Origin of the sequence: Allobosea robiniae (genome assembly GCF_900102525.1) — a bacterium.
GTDB lineage: Bacteria > Pseudomonadota > Alphaproteobacteria > Rhizobiales > Beijerinckiaceae > Allobosea > Allobosea robiniae.
In genome coordinates this window covers 1-24851 of sequence record NZ_FNBZ01000005.1, presented here as the reverse complement: position 1 = coordinate 24851, position 24851 = coordinate 1, and the positions used below count along the sequence as shown (strand labels likewise).

The 24851-nt window shown below is 67.5% G+C and carries 25 protein-coding genes and 1 pseudogene; 16 read left to right on the top strand and 10 right to left on the bottom strand.

Features of this window, described 5'->3' with window-relative positions; genetic code table 11:
- The first annotated feature begins 3 nt into the window (after nucleotides 1-3).
- The gene (locus BLQ70_RS14700) at nucleotides 4-903 is read left to right on the top strand and encodes an NHL repeat-containing protein (protein WP_139163550.1); all 900 of its coding nucleotides are present in this window, start codon (nucleotides 4-6) and stop codon (nucleotides 901-903) included.
- 3 nt (nucleotides 904-906) lie between these two features.
- On the opposite strand, the gene BLQ70_RS14695 is transcribed toward BLQ70_RS14700, so the two are convergent.
- Nucleotides 907-1980 carry a M48 family metallopeptidase gene (locus BLQ70_RS14695; protein WP_091857879.1) on the bottom strand — a complete coding sequence of 358 codons (1074 nt, stop codon included), beginning with the start codon at nucleotides 1978-1980 and terminating at the stop codon, nucleotides 907-909.
- Nucleotides 1981-2017: 37 nt separating this feature from the next.
- Entirely contained in the window at nucleotides 2018-2575 is a 558-nt protein-coding gene (locus tag BLQ70_RS14690) for a LemA family protein (RefSeq protein ID WP_061968393.1), read from the bottom strand.
- 187 nt (nucleotides 2576-2762) lie between these two features.
- Between BLQ70_RS14690 and BLQ70_RS14685 the strand changes: the two genes are divergently transcribed.
- From BLQ70_RS14685 to lhpI, 7 genes are all read left to right on the top strand, one after another.
- Nucleotides 2763-3302 (top strand): hypothetical protein, encoded by a 540-nt coding sequence (locus BLQ70_RS14685; protein WP_091857876.1) that lies wholly within the window; start codon nucleotides 2763-2765, stop codon nucleotides 3300-3302.
- 314 nt (nucleotides 3303-3616) lie between these two features.
- A complete protein-coding gene (gene rpsA, locus BLQ70_RS14680) occupies nucleotides 3617-5320 on the top strand; it encodes a 30S ribosomal protein S1 (RefSeq protein WP_061968390.1) in 1704 nt (567 codons plus the stop codon).
- A 157-nt stretch (nucleotides 5321-5477) separates the two neighbouring features.
- Nucleotides 5478-6767, top strand: a complete 1290-nt coding sequence (locus BLQ70_RS14675; protein ID WP_061968388.1) for an Hsp70 family protein — start codon at nucleotides 5478-5480, stop codon at nucleotides 6765-6767.
- Between the two features lie 161 nt (nucleotides 6768-6928).
- Nucleotides 6929-7900: a signal peptide peptidase SppA gene (gene sppA / locus BLQ70_RS14670; protein ID WP_091857875.1), complete on the top strand. Its 972-nt coding sequence runs from the start codon at nucleotides 6929-6931 to the stop codon at nucleotides 7898-7900.
- 28 nt (nucleotides 7901-7928) lie between these two features.
- The gene (gene ihfB / locus BLQ70_RS14665; RefSeq protein ID WP_047576935.1) at nucleotides 7929-8213 is read left to right on the top strand and encodes an integration host factor subunit beta; all 285 of its coding nucleotides are present in this window, start codon (nucleotides 7929-7931) and stop codon (nucleotides 8211-8213) included.
- 37 nt (nucleotides 8214-8250) lie between these two features.
- Nucleotides 8251-8589, top strand: coding sequence for a LapA family protein (locus BLQ70_RS14660; RefSeq protein ID WP_061968383.1), 339 nt, complete (start codon nucleotides 8251-8253; stop codon nucleotides 8587-8589).
- Nucleotides 8589-9542, top strand: coding sequence for a bifunctional Delta(1)-pyrroline-2-carboxylate/Delta(1)-piperideine-2-carboxylate reductase (gene lhpI, locus BLQ70_RS14655; RefSeq protein WP_091857872.1), 954 nt, complete (start codon nucleotides 8589-8591; stop codon nucleotides 9540-9542). Before BLQ70_RS14660 ends, lhpI begins: the two co-directional genes overlap by 1 nt.
- Nucleotides 9543-9566: 24 nt before the next feature.
- Here lhpI and BLQ70_RS14650 read toward each other — a convergent pair whose 3' ends face one another.
- Nucleotides 9567-9737, bottom strand: a complete 171-nt coding sequence (locus BLQ70_RS14650; protein ID WP_082617459.1) for a DUF3309 family protein — start codon at nucleotides 9735-9737, stop codon at nucleotides 9567-9569.
- A gap of 91 nt (nucleotides 9738-9828) precedes the next feature.
- Entirely contained in the window at nucleotides 9829-10809 is a 981-nt protein-coding gene (locus BLQ70_RS14645) for a tripartite tricarboxylate transporter substrate binding protein (RefSeq protein ID WP_091857870.1), read from the bottom strand.
- A gap of 116 nt (nucleotides 10810-10925) precedes the next feature.
- Between BLQ70_RS14645 and mepA the strand changes: the two genes are divergently transcribed.
- Entirely contained in the window at nucleotides 10926-11864 is a 939-nt protein-coding gene (mepA, locus tag BLQ70_RS14640; protein ID WP_061968378.1) for a penicillin-insensitive murein endopeptidase, read from the top strand.
- 108 nt (nucleotides 11865-11972) lie between these two features.
- Here the strand turns inward: mepA and BLQ70_RS14635 are convergent, their stop codons facing one another.
- Together BLQ70_RS14635 and BLQ70_RS14630 are read right to left on the bottom strand one after the other, a co-directional pair.
- On the bottom strand, nucleotides 11973-13112 hold the full coding sequence (locus BLQ70_RS14635; protein WP_162260105.1) for an extensin-like domain-containing protein: 1140 nt from the start codon (nucleotides 13110-13112) through the stop codon (nucleotides 11973-11975).
- Between the two features lie 591 nt (nucleotides 13113-13703).
- Complete coding sequence (locus BLQ70_RS14630; protein ID WP_061968375.1) at nucleotides 13704-13955, bottom strand: hypothetical protein; 252 nt, start codon at nucleotides 13953-13955, stop codon at nucleotides 13704-13706.
- A gap of 242 nt (nucleotides 13956-14197) precedes the next feature.
- Here BLQ70_RS14630 and BLQ70_RS14625 point away from each other — a divergent pair, with 242 nt between their 5' ends.
- The 3 genes from BLQ70_RS14625 (at nucleotide 14198) to BLQ70_RS14615 (ending at nucleotide 16781) form a co-directional block, all read left to right on the top strand.
- Nucleotides 14198-15187: a Tim44 domain-containing protein gene (locus BLQ70_RS14625; protein ID WP_091857866.1), complete on the top strand. Its 990-nt coding sequence runs from the start codon at nucleotides 14198-14200 to the stop codon at nucleotides 15185-15187.
- 161 nt (nucleotides 15188-15348) lie between these two features.
- The gene (gene dapB, locus BLQ70_RS14620; protein WP_091857864.1) at nucleotides 15349-16155 is read left to right on the top strand and encodes a 4-hydroxy-tetrahydrodipicolinate reductase; all 807 of its coding nucleotides are present in this window, start codon (nucleotides 15349-15351) and stop codon (nucleotides 16153-16155) included.
- Between the two features lie 2 nt (nucleotides 16156-16157).
- Nucleotides 16158-16781 (top strand): alpha-ketoglutarate-dependent dioxygenase AlkB family protein, encoded by a 624-nt coding sequence (locus BLQ70_RS14615; RefSeq protein WP_091857861.1) that lies wholly within the window; start codon nucleotides 16158-16160, stop codon nucleotides 16779-16781.
- Here BLQ70_RS14615 and BLQ70_RS14610 read toward each other — a convergent pair.
- The 3 genes from BLQ70_RS14610 to BLQ70_RS14600 all read right to left on the bottom strand — a co-directional run bounded on the left by BLQ70_RS14610 (nucleotide 16778) and on the right by BLQ70_RS14600 (nucleotide 20941).
- Complete coding sequence (locus BLQ70_RS14610; RefSeq protein WP_244512028.1) at nucleotides 16778-17398, bottom strand: trimeric intracellular cation channel family protein; 621 nt, start codon at nucleotides 17396-17398, stop codon at nucleotides 16778-16780. The genes BLQ70_RS14615 and BLQ70_RS14610 overlap by 4 nt on opposite strands.
- 4 nt (nucleotides 17399-17402) lie before the next feature.
- Complete coding sequence (grpE, locus tag BLQ70_RS14605; protein ID WP_091857858.1) at nucleotides 17403-18002, bottom strand: nucleotide exchange factor GrpE; 600 nt, start codon at nucleotides 18000-18002, stop codon at nucleotides 17403-17405.
- 170 nt (nucleotides 18003-18172) lie between these two features.
- Nucleotides 18173-20941, bottom strand: a complete 2769-nt coding sequence (locus BLQ70_RS14600; protein ID WP_091858770.1) for a [protein-PII] uridylyltransferase — start codon at nucleotides 20939-20941, stop codon at nucleotides 18173-18175.
- A 308-nt stretch (nucleotides 20942-21249) separates the two neighbouring features.
- Between BLQ70_RS14600 and BLQ70_RS14595 the strand changes: the two genes are divergently transcribed.
- From BLQ70_RS14595 to BLQ70_RS14580, 4 genes are all read left to right on the top strand, one after another.
- The gene (locus tag BLQ70_RS14595; protein WP_091857855.1) at nucleotides 21250-22212 is read left to right on the top strand and encodes an aliphatic sulfonate ABC transporter substrate-binding protein; all 963 of its coding nucleotides are present in this window, start codon (nucleotides 21250-21252) and stop codon (nucleotides 22210-22212) included.
- Nucleotides 22213-22230: 18 nt separating this feature from the next.
- Nucleotides 22231-23061 carry an ABC transporter permease gene (locus BLQ70_RS14590; protein WP_091857853.1) on the top strand — a complete coding sequence of 277 codons (831 nt, stop codon included), beginning with the start codon at nucleotides 22231-22233 and terminating at the stop codon, nucleotides 23059-23061.
- Nucleotides 23062-23073: 12 nt separating this feature from the next.
- Entirely contained in the window at nucleotides 23074-23856 is a 783-nt protein-coding gene (locus BLQ70_RS14585) for an ABC transporter ATP-binding protein (RefSeq protein WP_091857850.1), read from the top strand.
- A gap of 97 nt (nucleotides 23857-23953) precedes the next feature.
- Nucleotides 23954-24469: an OsmC family protein gene (locus BLQ70_RS14580; RefSeq protein ID WP_091857846.1), complete on the top strand. Its 516-nt coding sequence runs from the start codon at nucleotides 23954-23956 to the stop codon at nucleotides 24467-24469.
- A 43-nt stretch (nucleotides 24470-24512) separates the two neighbouring features.
- On the opposite strand, the pseudogene BLQ70_RS25655 reads toward BLQ70_RS14580, so the two are convergent.
- Nucleotides 24513-24851: pseudogene (locus tag BLQ70_RS25655) on the bottom strand (hypothetical protein); the annotation flags it as partial.

The window sequence follows — 24851 nt, the reverse complement described above, 5'->3', positions numbered from 1 at the left end:
ATCGTGAACCGGCGCCACATGCTGATGGCGGGCGCCGGCCTGTGCCTGGCCTCGGGCGCGCGGGCGCGCCCCACCTTGCCCGGCGAGGCGCCGACCTATGACGCTCGTGAATTGACCGCCGTGCCCAACGCGGCCGCGATCGGCCGGCGCTACTGGTCGCCCGGCCTCAACGAAGGCTACGTGCCGCAGGGGCTCACCGTCTTCGGCGACGAGGTCCTGATCGCCGCCTATCGCAGCACCGAGCGCGACCAGGACAACGGCCCCGCGCGGCTGTTCCGGCTCTCGCGCCGGGACGGGCGCCTGCTCGGCAGCTTTGCGCTGCCGGCAACCTATGGCCATCCCGGTGGGCTCGCCACAGCGCGGGATACGCTGTTCGTCGCCAATTCCGGGCGGCTCCTGGCTCTCGATTTCAAGGAATCCTGTCGCAGCGGCGAATGCGTGCCGCTGAAGGAGATGCGCGTCGACAAGTCGATGGGGCCTTCCTTCCTGACGACGTCGGGCGATGCGCTCTGGTTCGGGCCCTATCGCCGCGAAGGCGCACCGAACCTGCATGCGGTTCCCATCGATCGCGTCCTTGCCGGCGGCGAGACGCCGATCGGTCTTGCGGATAGCCGGGCCATCCTGCCGCTGCCGCTCCTTTCGCAGGGCGCAACCTTCGACAAGGCGGGCAAGGTCTGGATTTCCCAGAGCTCCGGCAACCGGCCGGCCTTCCTGTCGCAACTCGACCCCGCCACGGGGGCCGTGCTTGCGCGCTACCCCGCTCCCGGCGGCATCGAGGATCTCGGCTTCGCGCCCGATGGCAGGCTCTGGGCGGTCGGCGAGGCCGGAACGCAGCGCTGGAGCCGCTGGAGCACCTTCTATCCGCTGGTCTTCGAGATCGATCCGGCCAAGCTCGTCGCCTGAGTTCTAGTGCGAGCCAGGCGCCTGCGGCGGCCGCGCCCATGGCCCGCGCGCCGCGGTTTCCTCGACCATGGTCGGCAGGTCCTGACGCTCGCCGATCTTCGGCGGGTGCGGCGGCATCGCCGGCATCCGCCCGCCGGCGGTCTCGACCAGCGCCTGCACGCGCTTGGTGACCGAAGGGTGGGTCGAGAACAGGTCGGCGAAATCGTCGGGGTCGTTCTCGAAGCACATGTCCATCACGCCCGACGGCACCCCCTCGATATCGGCCCGGCCGGAGATCTTGAGCAGGGCGGAGATCATCGCATCCGGGTTCTTGGTCAGTTCGACCGCCCCCGCGTCGGCGAGGTACTCGCGCGAGCGCGACAGCGACAGCCGGATCAGCACCGCCAGGAACCACGAGATCGCGATCACCGCGATGCCGATGATGATGGCAAGGCCGTTGCCCTTCTTCGCATCGTCCGATGAGACCCTGACCCGGCTGCGACCGAAGCCGCGGAAGACGATTTCGCCGATGAAGGAGATCACGCCGGCGATCACCACCGCGATCACCATCAGCCGGACGTCGCCGTTGCGGATATGGGTCAGCTCATGCGCGAGCACCGCCTCGACCTCGGCATCGTTGAGCTGGGCGAGAAGCCCGGTCGTGACGCTGACGGTGAACTGCTTGTCGTTGACGCCGCTGGCGAAGGCGTTGAGTGCCTCGCTTTCGACGATGGCAAGCTTCGGCATCGGCAGCCCGCGCGAGATGCAGAGGTTTTCCAGCATCCGGTAGAGCTTCGGGTTGTCTTCGCGCGCGAGACCCGTCGACCCCGTCACGGCGTTGATCATCGCGACATTCATGCGGAAGCCGACGAAGACCCAGAGCATCGTCGCCGCGGTGATGAAAGGGAACCACGAGCGGAAGATGCGGCCGGCCTCGCCGAAGGCGGTGCGCCCGCGCGGCACGCCGCCATAACCGAAGGCGACGAGCAGCAGACCCCAGGCGGTGAGATAGACCAGCAGGAAAAGCCCGACGATCAGGAGGTTGGACCTGATCCGGTTGTTGCGCTGGTGGGTATAGAGCCCGAAGGCCTCGGCCATCGCAGCCGCTCCCGTTGCCGTGAACGTCTTGCCGCCGTCAGAACTTCACGCTGGGCGCAACTTCGATCTGGGCGCGGGTTTCCGGGCCGACATCGAAGAACTCGCGCTGGGTAAAGCCCATCTGCGGCGCGAACAGCACCGCCGGGAAGGCCTGGATCGCCGCGTTGAACTCGCCGACCGCATTGTTGAAGAAGCGCCGCGCCGCCGCCAGCTTGTCCTCGACATTGCCGAGATCGACCTGCAACTGCTGGAAATTGGCGCTGGCCTTGAGGTCGGGATAGGCCTCGCCCAATGCGAGCAGCCGGCCGACTGCCCCGGAGAGCTGCTGCTCGGCCGCGGCCTTGTCATGCACGCCGGTCGCGCCCTGTGCCGCGTTGCGGGCGGCGATCACCGCATCGAGCGTCGACTTCTCGTGCGTCGCATAGCCCTTCACCGTCTCGACCAGGTTCGGGATCAGGTCGTGGCGCTGCTTCAGCTGGACGTCGATATCGGCGAAGGCCTGGTTCACGCGCTGCCGCATCGCGACGAGCCCGTTATAGGTCATGATCAGGTAGACGACGAGAACGACGATCAGTCCCAGAATGGCCCAGCCCATGGAATGCTCCCGCGAAATGCCGTGAAACCTGCCCGCAGACTGGCATGGCGGGCGGTGTTGGGGAAGCGGCTCGGCAGGATATTGAATGTGACGTAACGTTATGTTCTGTCTTGAGCGCTGTCGTGGCGAAAGGCGGGTCGCGCGACACTCAAGAATAAAGATATCCGAAAGAGCAGGGGATGGGGCAATGAGGGTTTTTGTGGCGGCGCTGCTGGCGCTGAACGTGGGTGCTTGCAATCAGACGGTGCAATCGGAAGGGCCTGAGCCGGTAGCGGCTGCCTTGCCGGCAGCGCCCGCCTTGCCACCGGAGGGGCAGGGGCCGCAGCTGGCTTCCAGCGCTGCGGGCGCAACCGTGCCCATGGAGGATCCGGGTACCTCCGTCTACGAGCCGCTCGTCGACATGCATCGTGTCAATCCCGACCGCTATCAGCGTGATCTGACCGCCTGTCGCCAGCAGGCGGCGCCGCAACTGGCTGCGATCAAGCGCGCGACGCAGCAACAGCAGACCGGCACCGCCATCGCGGTCGCCGGTACGTTGGCGAGCTACATCCCGGTGCCGGGATTTCGACAGGCCCATGTGCTGGCTAGCGCCGCCAACGCGGTGCAGTCCGTCGGCGGGGCGACCGCGGAAAGCGGCGCGGCCGCGGTCGAGAAGGCTTCGTCCGATTATGCGCTGGTCGTCGACAGTTGCCTGACGCACAAGCGCTATAAGCTGCTGCGTCCCTGATCGAACTGGCGTCTCGGGGCTTGGTTTCGACCTTGCCCTGAAGGCCGGTTTGCATTACATCGCCCCTGTCCGAAGGGCCGTGATCGATCATGCGCCGGGGGCGGTCTGCAAGACCTGCTCCCGTTTCGTGTTTGAAGCAGGTCGTCCGGATACGGATCGAGCCGCTGGTCCTGGCGCCTCCGCCAACCCCGCCTGACGGGGAGGCGGAAACCTCCGAGAGGAGGTGCCGACGGCCGCGATCCGGAACGCAGCACCAACCACGGCGCTTAAGGCCGGACACCCGCGGGATACGCGGCCGGCTCCCAGGAGATTACATGTCAGCAGTTGAAAGCTACAGCGCGGGTCGCGAGGATTTCGCCGCCCTGCTCGAGGAATCCTTCGGCAAGAACGATGCCCTCGAAGGCTCCGTCATCAAGGGCAAGGTCGTCGCCATCGAGAAGGATATGGCGATCATCGACGTCGGTCTGAAGACCGAAGGACGCGTCGCGCTCAAGGAATTCACCGGCCCCGGCCGTGAGCAGGAACTGAACGTCGGCGACGAGGTCGAGGTCTATCTGGACCGGATCGAGAACGCGCTCGGCGAAGCCGTCATCTCGCGCGACAAGGCTCGCCGCGAAGAGAGCTGGGTCAAGCTCGAGAAGGCCTTCGAGGCCCGCGAGAAGGTCAGCGGCATGATCTTCAACACCGTCAAGGGCGGCTACACCGTCGATCTCGACGGCGCCGTGGCCTTCCTGCCGCGTTCGCAGGTCGATATCCGTCCGATCCGCGACGTCGGCCCGCTGATGGGCCAGCCGCAGCCCTTCGAGATCCTCAAGATGGATCGCCGCCGCGGCAACATCGTCGTGTCGCGCCGTACCGTCCTCGAAGAGACCCGCGCCGAGGCTCGTTCCGAGCTCGTCGCCTCGCTCGAAGAGGGCCAGGTCATCGACGGCGTCGTCAAGAACATCACCGAATACGGTGCGTTCGTCGATCTCGGCGGCATTGACGGCCTGCTGCACGTCACCGACATGGCGTGGCGCCGCGTGAACCACCCGTCGGAGGTCGTGACCATCGGCCAGACGGTCAAGGTCAAGATCATCAAGATCAACCAGGACACGCACCGCATCTCGCTCGGCATCAAGCAGCTGCTGGCCGATCCGTGGGATGGCATCGCCGAGCGTTACCCGGTCGGCACCCGTCTCAAGGGCCGCGTGACCAACATCACGGATTACGGCGCGTTCGTCGAGGTGGAGCCGGGCATCGAAGGCCTGATCCACGTCTCCGAGATGTCCTGGACCAAGAAGAACGTCCACCCCGGCAAGATCGTCTCGACCTCGCAGGAAGTCGACGTCGCGATCCTCGAGGTCGATCCGGTCAAGCGTCGCATCTCGCTCGGCCTCAAGCAGACCCTGCGCAACCCGTGGGAGCTCTTCGCGGAGCAGCACCCGGCGGGCTCGACGGTCGAGGGTGAGGTCAAGAACAAGACCGAGTTCGGCCTGTTCCTGGGTCTCGAAGGCGATATCGACGGCATGATCCATCTCTCCGATCTCGACTGGAACCGTCCGGGCGAGCAGGTCATCGAGGAATACAAGAAGGGCGACGTCCTGCAGGCGATCGTTCTCGATGTGGACGTCGAGAAGGAGCGTATCTCGCTCGGCCTGAAGCAGCTCGGCGGCGATCCCTTCGTGGATGCCGGCGAGTTCAAGAAGGGCCAGATCGTCACCTGTGAGGTGGTCGAGGTGAAGGAGTCCGGTCTCGACGTGAAGATCGCCGACACCGACATGATGACCTTCATCAAGCGCGCCGAGCTGGCCCGCGATCGCTCCGAGCAGCGCCCCGAGCGCTTCGCGGCCGGCGAGCGCATCGACGCCCGCGTCGTGCTCTTCGACAAGAAGGCCCGCAAGATCCAGGTCTCGGTCAAGGCCCTGGAAATGGCTGAGGAGAAGGAAGCGATGGCCCAGTACGGCTCCGCCGATTCCGGTGCCTCGCTCGGCGACATCCTGGGCGCCGCGCTCAAGAAGGCCACCGACAAGAAGTGAGGTTTCGGCCGCGTGAAGCGGCCGGACATCCAAGACAGCCCGCGCGGAGCGATCCGCGCGGGCTTTTGTTTCGGCTGATTTTACCCAGCCCTCACCCGAGGCGTCGCCCCGCGGCGCTTCGGGTGAGGGCTCGTCTGTCCCGTGAAAGGAGCCCGCCATGACCCCCGCCGCCATCGGCATCGACTTCGGCACCACCAACAGCGTCGTCGCGCTGGCTGGCGCTGACGGATCGGTCATGACGCGCTCCTTCGCCACGAAGCAGGGCGCGGTCGATGCCTATCGCTCGGCGTTGATGTTCTGGCGCGAGGGCCGCCCGCCGCAGACCCGCATCACCCATGTCAGCGGCCCCGATGCACTCGACATGGCCCTGGGCATGACGACCGAGCATCGCTTCCTGCAATCGCTCAAGACCCATCTTTCCAGCCGCGCCTTCCAGGAGACCCGGCTCTTCGGCAAGCTCTTCCGGCTGGAGGACTTGATCGGCGTCTTCCTGTCGGACCTCTCCGAGGGGCTCGCCGACCGCGAGGCGCTGCCGCTGGTCTCCGGCCGCCCGGTCGTCTTCGCCGGCGAGCGCCCGGACGAGGAACTGGCGGTCGGCCGCCTGAAGGCTTCCTACGGCAAGGCCGGGATGGCCCAGGTCGATTTCGCCTATGAGCCGCTCGGCGCCGCCTATTGGTATGCGCGCGACCTGAAGGAGCCGCAGACCATGCTGGTCGCCGATTTCGGCGGCGGCACCAGCGACTTCTCGGTGATGCGCTTCGAGCCCGGCCGCAATGGCAGCCTGGAGGCGATCCCGCTCTCTCATGCCGGTGTCGGCGTCGCCGGCGACACCTTCGACTACCGCATCATCGAGCATGCGGTTTCGCCGGCACTCGGCAAGGGCACGGAATACCGCTCCTTCGACAAGCTGCTGCCTGTCCCGGCGCATTATCACGCCGCCTTCGCGCAATGGCACAAGCTCTCGCTGATGAAGAGCCGGGAGACCATGGCCGAGCTGAACGCCCTGATCCGCGAGGCGGTCGAGCCCGGCAAGCTCGAGGATCTGCTGACGGTGATCGAATACGACCTCGGCTACGAGCTCTACCGCGCCGTCTCCGCCGCCAAGGTCGCGCTCTCCGACAACGAGGCGACCACGCTGAGCTTCAGCCAGGTGGGGGTCACCATCGAGAAGCCGATCCGCCGGACCGATTTCGAGCGCTGGATCGCCGACGATGTCGGCGCCATCGAAGCCGCGCTCGACCGCGCGCTGGCCGAGGCCGGGCTCGGCGGCGACCGCATCGAGGCGGTGTTCATGACCGGGGGCACCTCCTACGTTCCGGCGGTGCGCAGCCTGTTCGACCGCCGCTTCGGTGCCGGAAAGGTGCATATCGGCGATGCTTTCCGCTCGGTCGCCAGCGGGCTTGCGCTGCTCGCGCTCGACCGGGCGCGCGCCTCGGTCGCGGCCTGACGCAGCGCCTCCCGCCTTGCCCGTCCGGGCCAGCAGGTCTACATCACGGACCCGCAGCCGCCGCGCGCTTTCCGTTCGGCCGGAACCGGTCGAACGAAAAGAATTCGCGCGAAATCAAAAAGCTGAGCATGTTCGGACCGAACATGCTCCAGGAGTAACCGATGTCGTCCGATGCCGATCTGCTCGCAGACCGCCGCAGCCTGCGCCGCAAATTGACGCTCTGGCGTGTGCTCGCCGTGCTCGGCGTGATCGTCGCCGCGGTGGTCGGCGGTTTCGCCTGGAAGGGCGATGGTCCGGCCGGCCTGTCGAGCGCCCATATCGCGCGCATCACCATCTCCGGCTTCATCTCCGGCGATCGCCGCACGCTCGACCTGATCAAGTCGGTCGAGGACAGCAAGGCGGTCTCGGCCGTCGTGCTCCGCGTCGACAGTCCCGGAGGCACCACCTCCGGCTCCGAGGCGGTGCATACGGCCTTGCGCCAGCTCGCGGCGAAGAAGCCGATGGTCGCGGTCGTCGACGGCCTCGCGGCGTCGGGCGGCTATATCGCGGCGATGGGGGCGGACCGTATCGTCGCCCGGCAGACCTCGCTGGTCGGTTCGATCGGCGTGCTCTTCCAGTTCCCCAACGTGTCGAACCTGCTGGATACGGTCGGGGTCAAGGTCGAAACGGTCAAGTCGAGCCCGCTCAAGGCGGCGCCGAATGGCTTCGAGCCGACCTCGCCCGAGGCGCGTGAGGCGCTGCAGCGTGTCGTCAACGACAACTACACCTGGTTCAAGGACATGGTGCGTGATCGCCGCCATCTCGCCGAGGGCGAAGTGGCTTCGGTCTCCGACGGGCGGGTGCATTCCGGCCGCCAGGCGGTGGGGCTGAAGCTCATCGACCAGATCGGCGGCGAGCCGGAGGCGATCGCCTGGATGGAGCGCGAGAAAAGCGTCGCCAAGGACCTGAAGGTCCGCGACTGGCGCCGCCGCAGCGAATCCTCCTCCTTCGGCCTGTGGAGCCTCGCCGAGGCGATGGCGCGTGGCGCCGGCCTCGATGCGCTCGCCACGACGATCGCGCGCGCAGCGGACCAACCACTTGGCTTGCGGCTTGACGCGCCCTTGGCGCTCTGGCAGCCTGCCGCTGAAAAGTGATTTTGATACAAATGGTTATGCCCCAGCGATGATTAAATCCGAACTCGTTCAGCGGATCGCCGACCGCAACACCCATCTCTACCAACGCGATATCGAGAACATCGTCTCGGCCATTTTGGACGAGGTGGTGAAGGCGCTGGCCCGGGGCGACCGGGTTGAATTGCGCGGCTTCGGCGCCTTCTCGCGCAAGGGCCGCTCGGCCCGCATCGGTCGCAACCCCCGCACGGGCGACGCGGTGGAGGTCGAAGAGAAGTTCGTCCCCGTCTTCAAGACGGGCAAGGAGCTGCGGCTGCGCCTCAACGGCAAGGATTGAGCTGAGGCGCCGGTCCCGCGGCCACACGGAGATTGTGATGAAGGCCTTCTTCAAGGCGCTGGTGCTGGTTCCCGTCGCGCTGGTGATCGTGCTGTTTTCGGTCGCCAACCGCGGCACTGTGCGCGTCTCGCTCGATCCGTTCAGCCGCGACTTACCCGTGTTCTCCTTCGAGCTACCGCTCTTCGCCGTGGTGCTCGCGGCGATCGCCGTCGGCGTTCTGGTCGGCGGCCTGGCCTCCTGGGTCGCGCAGGGCAAGCACCGCAAGGCGGCGCGCCGCAACCGCCGTGAGGCGGAGGCATTGCGCTCCGAAACCCAGGCGCTGCGTTCGGCCGTGCCCGACTCGGCGTTGCCGGCACTGACCAACGGACGGAATTGATGCGACTTTTCGACGTGGCCGAGATCGATGCGGCCCTGAGCTATCCCGGCCTGATCGACCTTCTCGACGACGCCTTCCGCAGCGAGGTCATCGCGCCCAAGCGCGGCCAGTATGCGATCCAGCGTCCGGATGAGACCGATGCGATCCTGCTGACCATGCCGGCCTGGAGCGGGCCGGATGTCGCCAATCCCTATATCGGCACCAAGATCGTCTCGGTCTTCTTCGGCAACGGCAAGCGCAACCTGCCGGGCGTCATGGGCGCCTACCTGCTGATGGACGGTGCGACCGGCAAGCCGCTCGCGGTGATGGATGGCAATCGCCTGACGACTTGGCGCACGGCGGCGGCCTCGGCCCTGGCCTCGCGCTACATGTCCAACCCCGAGGCCAGCCGCATGCTGATGGTCGGGGCCGGCGCGCTCGCGCCCTTCATCATCAAGGCGCATCGCTCCGTCCGGCCGCTGACCGAGATCGCGATCTGGGCGCGGCGGCCCGAAGCCGCCGAGGCGACCGTCGCCGAACTGGCGAAGGAGGGCATCGAGGCCCGCGCCACCGCTGATCTCGAAGGCGAGGCCCGCACGGCCGACATCATCTCCTGCGCGACCAATGCGACCGAACCGCTGATCCACGGCCACTGGCTGAAGCGTGAGGCGCATCTCGACCTGATCGGCGGCTTCACCATGCAGATGCGCGAGGCCGATGCCGATGCGCTGCACCGTGCCCGCGTCATCGTCGATTCCAGCAAGGCGATCGACGAGGGTGGCGACGTCGCCGTCGCCATCGCCGAGGGCAGCTACAGCGCCGACAAGGTGGCGGGTACGCTGGCCGATCTCTGCCACGGCCGGATCGCCGGCCCGGTCGAGGGCGGCGGCATCACCCTGTTCAAATCCGTCGGCGTCGCGCTCGAGGATCTGGCCGCGGCTGTCGCGGTCTGGGAGAGCCGCGCCGCGAGCTGATCGCGGCGCACGCCGGTCGAGGCGTCAGGCGATGCGCGCGCCGCCGATGGCGCCGAGCAGCCACAGGATCAGGACGATCACGAGGACGAGGCCGAGCACGCCGCCGAGCCCGGCCGTTCCATAGCTGCGATGGCCGTAATAGCCGCCGCCGCCGAGAAGCACGATCAGCAGCACGATGATGAGAAGGGTGGACATGGCGAACTCCCGTAAAGCAGCGCCCGTTTCGGGCGAGGTCTAGCGGGAAACGCCGGCCGCGAAGCCTCGGTTCCGCCCGGGCGGCTCCGGATCATTCCACCTTGAGGCCGACCTCCTTGATCAGGTCGCCCCAGCGCTTCATCTCGGCCTGCAGGAACGCACCAAGCTCGTCCGGGCTGTTGCCGACGGGTTCCGCGGCGAGCGCATCCATCTTCGCCCGCACGGCCGGGTCGGCAATCCCCGCTTTGGTGTCGGCCTGGATCTTGGCGATGACGGCCGGCGGTGTCTTCGCAGGCGCGAACAGCGCGAACCACGAGGAGACGTCGAAACCCGGCACGGTATCGGCGATCGGCGCGAATTCCGGCGCCGTCGGCGAGCGCTTTGCCGTGGTGATGCCGAAGCCGCGGATCGAGCCGGCACGGACATGGGGCAGCGCCTGCGGGATATTGTCGAAGATCAGGTCGATGCGCCCGCCGATCAGGTCCTGCGTCGCCTGCGCCGTGCCGCGATAGGGCACATGCACCATCTTGGTGCCGGTCAGCTTCTGGAACAGTTCGCCGCAGAGATGCACCGAGGTGCCGATGCCGGAGGAGCCATAGGTGAGCTTGCCGGGATTGGCCTTCGCATAGGCGATCAGCTCGGCGACAGTGTTCGCCGGCACCGTCTTGTTGACCACCAGCAGATTGGGCACCATCGCGACCATGGTGATCGGCGTCAGGTCCCTGGCGGGGTCGTAGGTCAGCTTCTGGTAGAGATACTGGTTGGTCGCCATGCCCACCGAGACGATCAGGAAGGTGTCGCCGGTCGGCTCGGCCTTGGCGACGGCATCCGTGCCGATATTGCCGCCGGCGCCCGGACGGTTTTCGACCACGATATTGGTCCCCCAGGTCCGGCCGAGCTTGTCGGCCACGAGGCGCGCCAGCACATCGGTCGCGCCCGCCGGCGGAAACGGCACGACGAGCTTGAGGACCCGTCCCTGCGGCCAGGGTTGCTGGCCGAGGCCTGCGGTCGGTGCTGCGAGAAGGGCGCCTGCGCCGGCAAGAATGCTGCGGCGGTCGATCCTGGCCGTCATCGGTATCCTCCCTGAAAGGTGCTCTGCGGCGCCGATGCGCAAGGCTGCAATTCGCCGCGCCGCTTGTCCAGCCATGGCGCTTGACCGCGATGGCTGGTCGCGGTGATTCTCAGGATATGCGCGCCATCTCCCGAATCGCAGCCCTCCTCGTTCCACTTGCCTTCCTGCCGGTTGCAGCACTCGCCCAGTCGACGGCGGATCAGGAGGCGAAGAACCGCGCCGCCAACATCGCCGCCTGGCCCGATGCCGCCCGCACGCTCTTCGGCCAGAAGACCGCGCCGGCGAGCATGCAGGCACGAGCGATCGGCTCCTATGCGCGCGGCTGCCTCGCCGGCGCCGAAGCCCTGCCGGTCGATGGGCCAAGCTGGCAGGTCATGCGGCTCAACCGCAATCGCAACTGGGGCCATCCCGCCCTGATCGACTATCTGGAGAAGCTGGCGCGCGACGTGCCGCGCATCACCGGCTGGGCGGGGCTGCTCGTCGGCGACATGTCGCAGCCGCGCGGCGGGCCGATGCTGACCGGCCATGCCTCGCACCAGATCGGGCTCGATGCCGATGTCTGGCTGACGCCGATGCCGCGGGGCCGGCTCGACCGCGAGCAGCGCGAGAACATGTCGGCGGTCAACATGGCTCGCTCCGATTGGCGCGATGTCGATCCACGCCATTGGACCCCGGCCCATACGAGGCTGATCCGCACGGTGGCGGCCGAGCCGAAGGTCGAGCGCATCTTCGTCAACCCGGCGCTCAAGGTCGCGCTCTGCCGCGAGGCCGGCGCCGACAAGAGCTGGCTGGACAAGGTGCGCCCGATCTGGGGCCACAACTACCATTTCCATATCCGGCTGGCCTGTCCGGCCGGCATGGCGAGTTGCCAGGGCCAGGAACCTCCGAATTTCGGCGATGGCTGCGGCGCCGAACTCAGCGGCTGGATCGAGCGCCAGCACAAGGCCATCTTCAACCCGCCGAAGCCGAGGCCGGGACCGAAACCCAAGCCGAAGCCGCCGATGTCGCTCGATGCCCTGCCGCCGGAATGCCGGCAGGTGCTGGTCTCGCGCTGAACGTGGGGCTCAGCATCGGACCGAAAAGTGGAACCCACTTTTCGGAGCAACCTGATGCTAGGCAATGGGCTAGATCGCCACTTTGCGCCCGATAGGACGCATGGCGATCTAGCGCCGCGGCGGCACGCGCCCGGAGCTGTAGGCGAAGGGGTCGTGCTGCGGCGTGATCATCGGCTGGGCCTGGTCCTCGCCTTCCATGTCGACGACGCCCGTGCCGCCCTCGTCGCCGAGAACCGCCTCTTCCGTCGGCGGCACCGCGCCCGGCAGTGACAGCGGCCCGGCATTCTCGCTGGGCAGCGGCTGCGGCTGGAAGTGCCCCTGCCGCTGGCGCGTGTCGTACTGCTCCAGGAAGCGCTGCTGCGCATCGAGGCTCTGGGCCTGGCCTCGGCCATAGTTCGCGACCGGGTAGCCGCCCTGCACCGCGCCGGGCGGCCGCAAGCCATCGCTGGGCTGCCGGAGCAGCCTGCCGTCGGCGACCATGGTGCCGGCCGCCGGCGCCATGTCACGCGGCTGCGACTGGGACGAGGCGTAGGGCCGCGCCGGGTCCGGCGGCTGCAGATTGTAGTTCGGCGTGTATTTGATCACCGGCTTGCAGATGTGCCGGCCTTTCGAGTGCCGCGCCAGGTCGATATGGAAATGGTCGTAATGCAGCGGGTCGGCGCCGGGGCCGAGCACCGTCGAGAAATGCTGGCAGGCACCGACGAAGACCTCGCGCAGGAAATTCTGCTCCTCGGGGGAGCCGCGCCAGCCATCCTTCACCGTGATCACGCGGTTGTCGTTGAGCCGGAAGGAGAAGACGTCGACAGCGTTGCCGAAGGCATGCTCCGAGGTGCGCGTTGTTCTGGTGCCGTTGTTCATCGCCCGGCAGGAATAGGAGCCGGCGCGCAATTCGACGACCTGGGCGCCGAGCACGTTCATCGCCGCCGGCTGCACCACTTCGGCCAGCCATTTGTCGGTGGTCGCGACGACCGGGCAGGAGAGGGTGGCCGAGCTGGTCAGGCCGATGCCGCCATTCGAGAAGGCCGAGACCTTCAGCGGTTGCTGCATGCCGCAGGTTCCCGGCCCGTCGATCGCCTTGCCGCGCAGGCTGACATAGGACGAGATCTGGACCTGCCGGGAGGCCATGCAGGCGGCTTCCGCCTGGTCGCGCCAGGCGGCGCGCTGCGGCTTCTGGAATTTGCCGCAGCCCGCCAGGCCGGCTGCGCCGGCGATGCCGAGTGCGATGAGGGCGAGATGAGCGCGTCGCATGACCATTCAAATGCGAACCGCTTGGTGAACGGTTTCTCAACCGACTGCGCTCCGGCCGCCACAGGCGGATTAACTTTGGCGCCGTGGTGAATCGCGCCTTAATGCACCGTTCCCGGCCTTAACCAGGGCGGATTTCGCCGTCTCGAACCATCTCCCAGATGTCGCCAAGATCAGGCCATGGGCCCCGAGGTCGAACCGTGGCGAAGCTGTGGCGCCGCGTTGGAGCAGACTCGCGACGAAATTTCGCAGTCAGGAATATCCCCAAATCTAATCAATGGTTTAACCCCTGATTAAGGATGTTGTACCCTCCGTCCCGGCCCCGCCACGATGCTGCCCCCTTGCGGCCTTCGTCAGTTCTGATAGCCTCCACGACAGGTCAATGACACAGGAGGGTGTGATGAGTGTCACGCTACGTCTCGACCGATTGATCATGGGTGCGGCCTTCGTTTTCATGATGGCGATCGTTCTGGGAGCGTTCTGACAACGGGTCAGTCTCGAAGTCGCTAGGACCACAAGAGCAATGACAACAACGCCGCCGGGAAGAAGTCCCGGCGGCGTTTCTGTTTGGGCTCAGGCCTCAGGCGGGAGCGTTCAGCTCTCCGGGCAGGCGGTTTCCGTCAGTTGCCAGGACATCATGTTGACCACCCGTCCGCAGGTCGCGACGCGGCGCCCCTGCGTAGTCCTGATGCAGGACATCGACCCTTCAGCGATCTTGCGGCCGTCGTTCCAGCAGAAACAGAGCGGCTCCGGCGCCTGGGCCAGGCGCGGCTTGTCCAGCGCGACGGCCGGCTCGCCGGCGGCTGCCGCTTCGCTGAACAGGAACAGCACGGCGAGCGCGAGCATGCAGCTCAGCACGCGATGTCGGTGAGGCCTCGGTCCGGATCCGGTCATGGCTCTCTCCCTGCGCCTCGCATGGCGAGGCGGCTCAGGAGTTTACCATATCGGCCCGATCGCAACGAATAATTATGTACCGATTTGAAATAGTCAGGAATTTCAGTCTGTTAGCCGGATCGGGCCTTGCGTGGAATGCGGGCTCTCTCCATATTGGGCAGCGGTGGGCCCATTGGGGGGCTCCGGGAGGAACAATGTCTCTGATTTCGCTTGCCCATCGTGGACGTGCCGTCGCCCTGGTTGCCGGGGCCCTGTTGCTCGTGCCGCTCGTTGCCGAAGCCCGTCCGGGCGGCGGCCGCAGCTCGGGCAGCCGTGGGTCGTTCACCAATAGCGCGCCGCCGTCGACGAATACGACGCCGGGCGGCGCCCAGACTTTCCAGCGCTCGGCCCCGTCCTCGCCGGCGTCGCCGTCGATGGCTGGCCCCTCGGCCGCCGGTGCGGCTGCTCAGGCGGCCCGCCCGTCCTTCGCGCGCAACATGATGATGGGCATCGGTGCCGGCCTGCTCGGCGCCGGTCTGTTCGGCATGTTGTCGGGCTCCGGCTTCTTCGGCGGTCTGGCTTCGCTCGCCGGCGTGCTCGGCTTCCTGCTGCAGCTCGCGCTGATCGCCGGCATCGTGATGCTCGCCATCCGCTTCTTCCGCCGCCGTTCCGAGCCGCAGCTCGCCAGCGCGGGCGCGCCCTATGCCCGCCAGGGTTATGACGCCCCGCAGCAGCAGCCTGCCGCCCGCATGGGCGGCTTCGGCGGTGGTGCCGCTGCTGCGGCGGTGCAGCCGCAGCCGATCGAGCTTTCGGGCGAGGATTTCAACGCCTTCGAGCGCCTGCTCGGCGAGGTCAACACCGCCTATTCCAACGAGGATGAGGCCGGCCTGCGCCAGCGGACGACACCCGAGATGTTCGGCTATTTCGACGAGGATCTCAGCGACAACGCCCGCCGCGGCGTGGTCGACCGCGTCTCCGACGTCAAGCTGCTGCAGGGCGACCTGTCGCAGGCCTGGCACGAGGGCAACGCCGATTACGCGACGGTGGCGATGCGCTTCAGCCTGATCAACGCGCTTTATGACCGCAAGTCCGGCAATGTCGTCGAGGGCAGCGCAACGCAGACCCAGGAGGTCAGCGAATACTGGACCTTCCTGCGCGAGCGCGGCGCCGCCTGGAAGCTCTCGGGCATCCAGCAGGCGGCCTGAGCGCCGACAGCGTGAGAATACGAAACGGCCGGGGCAACCCAGCCGTTTTGCTATGCGCGGCTTTCGGGTGGGCCGCTGGCGGAGCCGGGCCTATTGCGCTACTGGCGAAGGCATCTGCTTTCGTCGCAGAACCAGCCCGGAGCCCGCCTTCCATGAGTGATATGCGTCTCGTCGTCGTCGGTGCCGCCGGGCGGATGGGCCGGATGCTCATTCGCGCCATCGATCAGGCCGACGGCTGCACGCTTGTTGCCGCGATCGAGCGACCGGGCTCTGCCGCGCTCGGCGAGGATGCTGGGATTCTCGCCGGTCTGCCGGCATCCGGCATCAAGGTGACGAGCGACGCCGCCGCAGCTTTCGCATCCGCCGATGGCGTGCTCGATTTCACGGCGCCGGACGCGACGGTCGCCTTTGCCAAGCTCGCCGCCGATGCCGGCATCCTGCATGTCGTCGGCACGACCGGGCTTGAGCCCACGCATCTGGCTGAGCTGGCCGAGGCTGCGAAGCGCACGCCGATCATCCGCTCCGGCAATATGAGCCTCGGCGTCAACCTGCTGGCGGCGCTGGTGCGCAAGGTCGCCGCGACGCTCGGCACCGACTGGGACATCGAGATCGTCGAGATGCATCACCGCATGAAGGTCGATGCCCCCTCCGGCACGGCCGTCCTGCTTGGCGAGGCGGCGGCGGAAGGGCGCGCGGTCGATCTCGCACAGCAACGCGTCGCCGGTCGCGACGGCATCACCGGCGCACGCCAGGCCGGCACGATCGGCTTTGCTGCCTTGCGTGGTGGCACGGTCGTCGGCGATCACAAGGTGATCTTCGCCGGCGCCGGCGAGCGGCTCGAACTCGCCCATGTCGCGGAGGATCGCAGCCTCTTCGCACAGGGCGCGGTCAAGGCCGCGCTCTGGGGCAGGGGGCGTGAAGCGCGGCTCTATTCCATGGCCGACGTGCTCGGCCTCGACGCGCTCTGACGATGACCCGCGTCACCGTCGCACCGGGCGTCGTCCACTGGCCGGGGAGGCTGGCGCCGGAGGAGCAGGCCGCCCTGGTGGCGGAGTTGCGCGCCGTGGCGCGGAAGGCGCCGTTCTTCCAGCCGCGCATGCCGAAGACCGGCAAGCCCTTCTCGGTCCGCATGACCAATTGCGGCTCGCTCGGCTGGGTCTCGGATATCAGTGGCTATCGCTACCAGCCGGAGCACCCCGAGACGGGCGAGCCCTGGCCGTTGATGCCGGCGCCGCTTCTCGATCTCTGGGCGGAGCTGGCCGGCTATCCGCATCCACCCGAGGCCTGCCTCGTCAATTTCTACGCGGCGGGCGCCAAGATGGGCCTGCATCAGGACCGCGACGAGCAGGATTTCGACGCTCCGGTCCTGTCGGTTTCGCTCGGCGATGCCGCGCTCTTCCGCATCGGCGGCACGACGCGCGGCGGCAAGACCACCTCGCTCAAGCTGGCGTCGGGCGATGTCCTGATCTTTGGTGGCGAGGCGCGGCTCGCCTATCACGGCATCGACCGCATCCTGACGGGATCGTCGACGCTGCTGCCCGAGGGCGGGCGGATCAACCTGACACTGCGGCGGGTGACGAAGCCGAAGCCCTAATCGGCCGGCTTGCCGGGCAGACTGGGGAACGACCAGCCGAACAGCAGCGAGCCCGCCCGCAGGCCGAAGCAGGCTGCGAACCCGCCGAGCATCACAATCGGGCCGGGCAGGCCGAGGCCGGTGAGCAGGGCCGTGGTGCCGGCTCCGGCGGTTGCGGCGGTGACGTAGAAATCGCGGCTCCACAGCACCATCGGCCGGTCGCCGGCGAGGATGTCGCGCAGGATGCCGCCGAAGGTCCCGGTCATCGCGCCGAGCGCGATCGCCGAGAGCACGGGCACGGCCGCGTCGAGGCCCTTGAGCGTACCGATGACGGCGAAGAGCGAGAGGCCGGCGGCATCGGCCCAGATCAGCAGCTTGCGGCCGGCCCAGCCTTCGAGGACGCCGGGCTTGAGATAGGCGAGGGCCCAGCAACCGAGAGCGACCACGGTGCAGACGATGACGTCGCTGGGATCGCGCACCCAGAAGATGCCGCGCCCGAGCAGGACATCGCGCAAGGTTCCGCCGCCGACGCCTGTGACGGTCGCCAGCAGGATGAAGCCGAACGGGTCCATGCCCTTGCGGGCGGCGACGAGGGCACCGGTCAGCGCGAAGATGGCGACGCCGGCGGCCTCGAACACGGCGTCAGTGCGGGCTGGTTTCGTCGGCCGACGCGTCCGCCTTGGGCGCCCCCGCGGAGACGCCGACCAGCGCGGGGCGCAGCACGCGCTCGCCGATCTTGTAGCCGATCTGCACGACCTTCGAGACGAGCCCCTTGGCGATCGCGGCATCGGGCGCCTCGAACATCGCCTGGTGCAGGTTGGGGTCGAATTTCTCAGCCAGCGGGTCGATGCGGCGCACGCCGTGACGCTCCAGCGTCTTGAGCAGTTCGCGCTCGGTCAATTCGACGCCTTCATGCAGCGTCTTGACGGCAGCATCGGCCGCTTTCAAGGCATCGGCGGGCAGGCTTTCCAGCGCCCGGCGGAGATTGTCGGAGGAGCCGAGCATGTCGCGGGCGAAGCTGGTCACGGCATAGGTTTTCGCATCGGCGATCTCGCGCTCGGTGCGTCGGCGCAGGTTCTCCATCTCGGCGAGCGTGCGCAGCAGCTTGTCCTTGAGATCGTCGCGTTCGGCCTGGAGCTTGGCGAGCTGCGCGTCGAGGCCTGCCTCGGCGTTGGCCGCCTGCTCGGGCGCGTCCGCGCCGGCTTCGAGGTTGGGGTCTTCCGTCGCAGGGTTCTGCGTCATTTTATCGTCACGTCCCTTTCTCAGCATTTTCGAGCGAAGTGGATGCCGGTTCGCGTGAAGAACCGAAGGTCCGCGTCAGCGAAAATGCGGCAAATAAAGACTTGGCTGCGCCGCCCCTTGCGGGGCCGCAGCCGCGTTCGTGCCGGATATCGGCCTTATGGTCGTTTAAATCAAGCGCGGGCCGGCACTTTCGCCTTGGTCGGGCTCGGCTTCTCCGCCTCGAACTTGAAGACGTCGATGAGGGCCTTGCGGATCGTCAGCTGCCGGCCGGTCGAGACGATCTTCGCATGGGTCAGGTCGGTGACGTAGAACACGTCGACCGCCTTCTCGCCGAAGGTCGCGATATGGGCCGAGGCGATGTTGAGGTTGAGCTTCCCGATCGCGGTGGTGAGATCGTAGAGCAGGCCCGGCCGGTCGAGGCCGGACACTTCGAGCACGGTGTGGCGGGCCGAGAGCACGTTGTCGATCACGACTTCGGGCTCGACCTGGAAGGTCTGCCCGCGCGGCGGCGGGGCGCGCCGCTGCGCCACGAGATCGGCGATCTTGATCTCGCCCTTCAGCGCCCGTTCGATCGCGGCGGCGATGCGTTCGGCCCGGCGCAATTCGTCGTCGTCGCGGTCGAAGGCGCGCGAGACCGAGATCGTGTCGAGCACCAGCCCGTCGCTGGTGGTGAAGATCTGCGCGTCGACGATATTGCCGCCGGCCGCGGCGCAGGCGCCGGTGACGATGGCGAGCAGGCGCGGATGGTCGGGTGCCAGAACGGTCAGCTCGGTCACCCCGCGGAACTGGTCGGTCTCGACGATGGTCGCGGTGGTCCGCCCGGCGGCCTCCGCCTCGCGCAGGAAGCGCGCATGCTTCTCCTGCTGCTCCGGATCGACCTTGATCCAGTAGGCGGGGTAGTGCCGCGCGACATAGGCATCGCGCTCCTCGGTGTTCCAGTCGGACAGGCGCCGGCGCAATTCGTCCTGCTTCATGGCGACCCGCGCCTTGCGCTCGACGGCCGAATGCCCGCCGGTGAGCACGAGCTCGGTTTCGTAGTAGAGCGTGCGCAGCAACTGCCCTTTCCAGCCGTTCCAGACGCCGGGCCCGACCGCCTTGATATCGGCGACGGTGAGGATCAGCAGGAGCTTCAACCGCTCCAGCGTCTGCACGGTGGCGGCGAAGCTCTCGATCGTCTTGGGGTCGCCGAGGTCGCGGCTCTGCGCCACCGTCGACATGTCGAGATGGTGCTCGACCAGCCAGGCGACGGTCTCCGTCTGTGCGCTGGTCAGCCCGAAGCGCGGGCCGAGCTTGCGTGCGATCCGAGCGCCGGCGATCGAGTGGTCCTCGGGACGGCCCTTGGCGATATCGTGCAGCAAAAGCGCGACATAGAGCGCGCGCCGGTTGGAGATCGCCGGCATGATCTCGTTGGAGAGCGGATGCTCGGCCTCGAGCGCGCCGGCATCGATCTCGGCCAGCACGCCCATGGCCCGGATCAGATGCTCGTCCACCGTATAGTGGTGGTACATGTTGAACTGCATCATCGCGACGATGCGGCCGAAATCCGGGACGAACCGGCCGAGCAAACCGGATTCGTTCATGCGCCGCAGCACCACCTCGGGCGAGCGCCGGCCGGTCACGATCTCCAGGAAGATGCGGTTGGCTTCGGGGTCGTTGCGCAGGCCGGGCGTGACCAGCCGCAGCGATTGCGTCACCAGCCGGCTGGCATCCGGATGGATGGCGAGATCCTCGCGGCTGGCGATGGCATAGAGCCGGAGCAGGTTGACCGGATCGCGCTCGAAGGCGCTGTCGTCGACGACATCGAGGCGCTGGTTCGTCAGTTTGAAGTCGGTATGGCCGAGCGAACGCTCGCGCTTGCGCTTGGCGAAGGTGCCGAGCAGCTTCGACAGCGTCGCGCGCGGCTTCTGCTGGCGCGCCTCCAGCGCGGCGCAGACGATGGCCGTGAGGTCGCCGACATCCTTGGCGATCAGGAAGTAGGCCTTCATGAAGCGCTCGACCGGAGCCTGCCCGCTGCGTCCGGCATAGCCGATCGCAGCCGCGACCTGCCGCTGCAGGTCGAAGGACAACCTCTCCTCGGCCCGGCCGGTGATGAAATGCAGCCAGCAGCGCACGCGCCAGAGGAATTCCTCCGAGCGCTGGAACATCTGCAACTCCTGCTCGTCGAACAGCCCGGCCTCGACGAGCTCGCGCACGTCATGGACGCGATAGGCGTATTTGGCGATCCAGAACAGCGTGTTGAGGTCGCGCAGGCCCCCCTTGCCGTCCTTGACGTTGGGCTCGACCAGATAGCGCGAGGCGCCGGCCCGCTGCACCCTGAGCTCGCGCTCGGCGAGCTTGGCCTCGGTGAAGGCCGGGGCCGTGCCCTCGACCACCTCGGCATCGAAGCGGCGGACCATCTCGTCGAACAGCGGGCGGTCGCCGACCAGGAAGCGTGCTTCCAGCAGGGCGGTGCGGATCGTCATGTCGGCGCGGGCCTCGCGCACGCAATCGTCGATCGAGCGCACGGAATGGCCGGTCTTCAGCTTCAGGTCCCAGAGCGGGTAGAGCATGGATTCGACCACACTCTCGCCCCAGGCCGTCTGCTTGTGCGGAAACAGGAAGAGCAGGTCGACATCCGAGCCCGGCGCCAGCGTGCCGCGCCCGTAGCCGCCGACGGCGACGACCGCGATCCGCTCCGATTGCGAGGGGTTGTCGGCCGGGTAGAAATAGCTGGTCGCGGCGCTGTGCAGCCCGCGCACCACCGCATCCATCACGGCCGAGAGCCGGCGTGCGCAGGCTAGCCCGCCACGCGGGCCGGCCAGGATCGCCCGGGCCGAGGCATGCCCTGCGTCGAGCACCTCCCGGAGTCCGGCGATCAGAAGCTGCCGCATCCTGGCCTTGTCGCGCCGGTTGACCGTCTCGAACAGCCGCACGATTTCGGCCTCGGGACTCTGCAGCATCTCGGCGAGCGACAGGACAGGCTTTGCGGGAGGCGTGGTCACGAAAGCTCCGTTGCGGCGGACGTCGCCTTTCGTAACATGGCGGCGAGGGCAGGGAGAGAGCAAAATTAAACGTCTAGAAAATGTGAAATAAAGAAAAGAACGCTTCATTCCGTGTTGTTTGACAAACAGAACGATTGGACCTAAAGGTCGGATACGCGCCGATTTGAGCCACCAGCTTGCGGGCGCGAAACAAGTGCAGCTAAAGCGTGGGGCCAGGGACGCCACCCGTCCCGATCCCTCGCACCATCGACAGAGGGATAAGCCCCATGACCAGCATCACCCGTCGCCTCGCACTGGCCTTCATCGCTGCCGCCGGCCTTGCCGCGCCCGCCTTCGCGCAGGCGCCCAAGGAAATCCGGCTCGACTACGCGACCTATAATCCCGTCAGCCTCCTGCTGAAGGAACGCGGGATCCTCGAGAAGGCGCTCGAAGCCGACGGCATCAAGGTGCGCTGGGTCCTGTCCGCCGGATCGAACAAGGCGCTCGAATTCCTCAATGCCGGCTCGATCGATTTCGGCTCGACCGCCGGCGCCGCTGCGTTGATCGGCAAGATCAATGGCAACCCGATCAAGTCGATCTATGTCTATTCCCGCCCGGAATGGACGGCGCTGGTCACCGGCGCCAAGAGCGAGATCACCAAGGTCGCCGACCTCAAGGGCAAGCGCGTCGCCGTCACGCGCGGCACCGACCCGCACATCTTCCTGGTTCGCGCGCTGGCCGATGCCAAGCTGACCGAGAAGGACGTCAAGCTCGTCCTGCTCCAGCATGCCGACGGCCGCCTCGCGCTGGAGCGCGGCGATGTCGATGCCTGGGCCGGGCTCGACCCGATGATGGCCGCGGCCGAGGTCGAGAGCGGCGCCAGGCTGTTCTACCGCAAGCCCGAGGACAACACCTGGGGCATCCTCAATGTCCGCGAGGCCTTCGCCAACGAGAACCCGGCTTTGGTGAAGAAGGTGCTGGCGGCCTACGAGGAAGCGCGCGCCTATGCGCTCGCCAATCCGGCCGAGGTCAAGAAGGTGCTGGTTGACGCCACCAAGCTCTCCGACGCCGTAATCGAGCGTCAGCTCACCCGTACGGAGCTGACCCATTCCAGCATCGGCCAGGCCCAGATCGACGGCATCACCGCCGCCGGGATCGCGCTGAAGGATGCCGGCGTGCTGCCGGCCTCGACCGATGTGAAGGCCGCGGTCGACGCGCTGCTCGACCGGCGCTTCGCGGCGACCAACTGACGGCATAAGCCCAAGGCGATGAGCGTCCTGGAGATCGCAAATGCCCTGGACGAGCCGGAGCGGCGTCCTGCCGCCCCGCACCGCTCCTACGGGCTCGCGATCGCCGGCTTCGTCCTGCCGATCGTGCTGGCCATCCTCTGGGAATGGCTCGTCGCTGCCGGGATCGCCAACGGGCGCCTGATGCCGCCGCCGAGCGTCGTCGGGCGCACGCTCTGGGGCCTCGCCGCCTCGGGCGAACTCCTGACCCATGCCGGGGCGACGCTCTGGCGGGTGGGGGCGGGCTTCGGCCTCGGCGCGCTCGCCGGCACGGTGTTCGGTGCAGTGACGGGCGCGCTGCCCGTCGCCCGCAGCCTGCTCGATCCGACCTTGCAGGCGCTGCGCGCGATCCCCTCGATCGCCTGGGTGCCGCTCTTCATCCTCTGGTTCGGCATCTTCGAGGCTTCGAAGGTGGCGCTGATCGCGGCCGGTGTCTTCTTCCCGGTCTATCTCGGTGTCGCCGCGGCGATCCAGGGCATCGACCGCAAGATCGTCGAGGTCGGCCGCGTCTTCCGCCTCTCGCGCCTCGCCATGGTCAGGCGCGTGCTCCTGCCGGCGATCCTGCCGGACTGGATCGTCGCGCTGCGCTCCGGCCTCGGCCTCGGCTTCATGTTCGTGGTCGCGGCCGAGATCATGGGGGCGAGCGAGGGGCTGGGCTATCTGCTCGTGGACGGCCAGCAGCTCGGCCGCCCCGACTCCATCATCGCGGCCATCATCAGCTTCGCCGTGCTCGGCAAGCTGGCGGACGGCCTGCTCGTCGCCATCACGCGGCCCTTCCTCGCCTGGCAGGATACGGCGCGCGACAAGCTCTGAAGGCTGAACCCCGTGCTGAGTTTCGACCGGCTGTCCAAAACCTATGCCGACGGCACGCATGCGCTGGCATCGATCGCGCTCGATGTCGGGCGCGGCGAGATCGTCGCGCTGCTCGGCGGCTCCGGCTGCGGCAAGACCACCTTGCTGCGCCTCATTGCCGGCCTCGACCGGCCGAGCGAGGGCGCGATCCGCCTCGACGGCGAGGCGATCGCCGAGCCGCGCGCCGATGTCGGCGTCATCTTCCAGGAGCCGCGGCTCTTCCCCTGGCTCAGCGTTGCCGAGAATGTCGGCTTCGGCCTGTCGCATCTCTCCGCCTTCGAGCGGGAAGGGCTGGTGACCAATGCGCTCGTCCGCGTCGGCCTCGCAGGCCATGAGAAGCGCTGGCCGCGCGAATTGTCCGGCGGCCAGCAACAGCGCGTCGCCATCGCGCGCGCCCTCGTGACCCGGCCGAAGCTCCTGCTGATGGACGAGCCCTTCTCGGCGCTCGACGCGACGACGCGGGCGAGCCTGCACGGCCATTTGCTGGCGCTCTGGCAGGAAAGCCGACCGACGGTCGTCATGGTCACGCATGATGTCGAGGAAGCCGTGACGCTGGCCGACCGCATCATCGTGATGCAGCCCAAGCCCGGTCGCATCTTCGACGAGCTCGACAACCCGCTCGCCCGTCCGCGCGACCGGCTCTCGCCGGCCTTCGAGGCGGCGAAGCGCGAGGCCCTGCGCGCGCTCGACCGCTCGCTGCGCGACGAGGCCCCGCATCAGGAGAAGGCGGCCGAGACCGCGGGCATGTGGTGGTAGCCGGACCGGATCGCATCGGCCGGGCTGGCACGCAGCCCTGCTTTCAGCCTATCAGCCGCATAAGCGATCTTCAGGACGAACGAGAGGCTCGAATTCCATGGACATCACCGCACTGCGTGCCTTGCAGGCCCCCCTCAAGGATGAATACCGGACCAACCCCGAGGCGGCGGTCATTACGCTGAAGGCCCATGGCGAGCTCGACGACCAGCACATCGCCTGCAAGGTCGAGACCGGCCGTGCCATCGCGCTCGCAGGCCTCCATCCGGCCACGGGCGGCTCCGGCGCCGAGCTCTGCTCCGGCGACATGCTGCTGGAGGCGCTGGTCGCCTGCGCCGGCGTGACGCTGAAGGCGGTCGCGACCGCGCTCGAGATCGATCTCAGGAAGGGCGTGGTCCGCGCCGAGGGTGATCTCGATTTCCGCGGCACGCTCGGTGTCGCCAGGGACGCGGCCGTCGGCTTCAAGGCAATCCGCCTCTCCTTCGACGTCGAGACCGATGCGCCGCAGGAGAAGCTCGATACGCTGCTCAAGCTCACCGAGCGCTATTGCGTGGTCTTCCAGACGCTGAATGTAAAGCCCGAGCTGTCGGCTACCCTGGAACGCAACGCTTCCTGACGCGAACCGGGAAGCGCGCGGAAGCAGGATGGGTCGGGAGGAGCTAGAACTCCTCCCAGCCTGTGCTGCCGTTGCGGGCATTGGCCGCGCGCTTCACGGTCTCGGCAGGGGCGGGGCGTCGCGATTGCTGGAAGGCCGCTTCGGCGAGCTGGCGCAACCGGTCCGGCTCCGAGGCTGCCGGGCGTGCAGGGACAGGCGCGCGCGACGCCGAGGTCTGGCCCTGATCGGTCTTGAAGGTCGCGACCAGTTCGTTGAGCTGCTCGATCCGGCCGGAGAGCGCGTTGGCGGAGGCCGCGCTCTGTTCGGAGAGAGCCGCGTTCTGCTGGGTCATCTCGTCGAGATGCGCCACCGCCTGGCTCATCTCGTCGATGCCGTTGGCCTG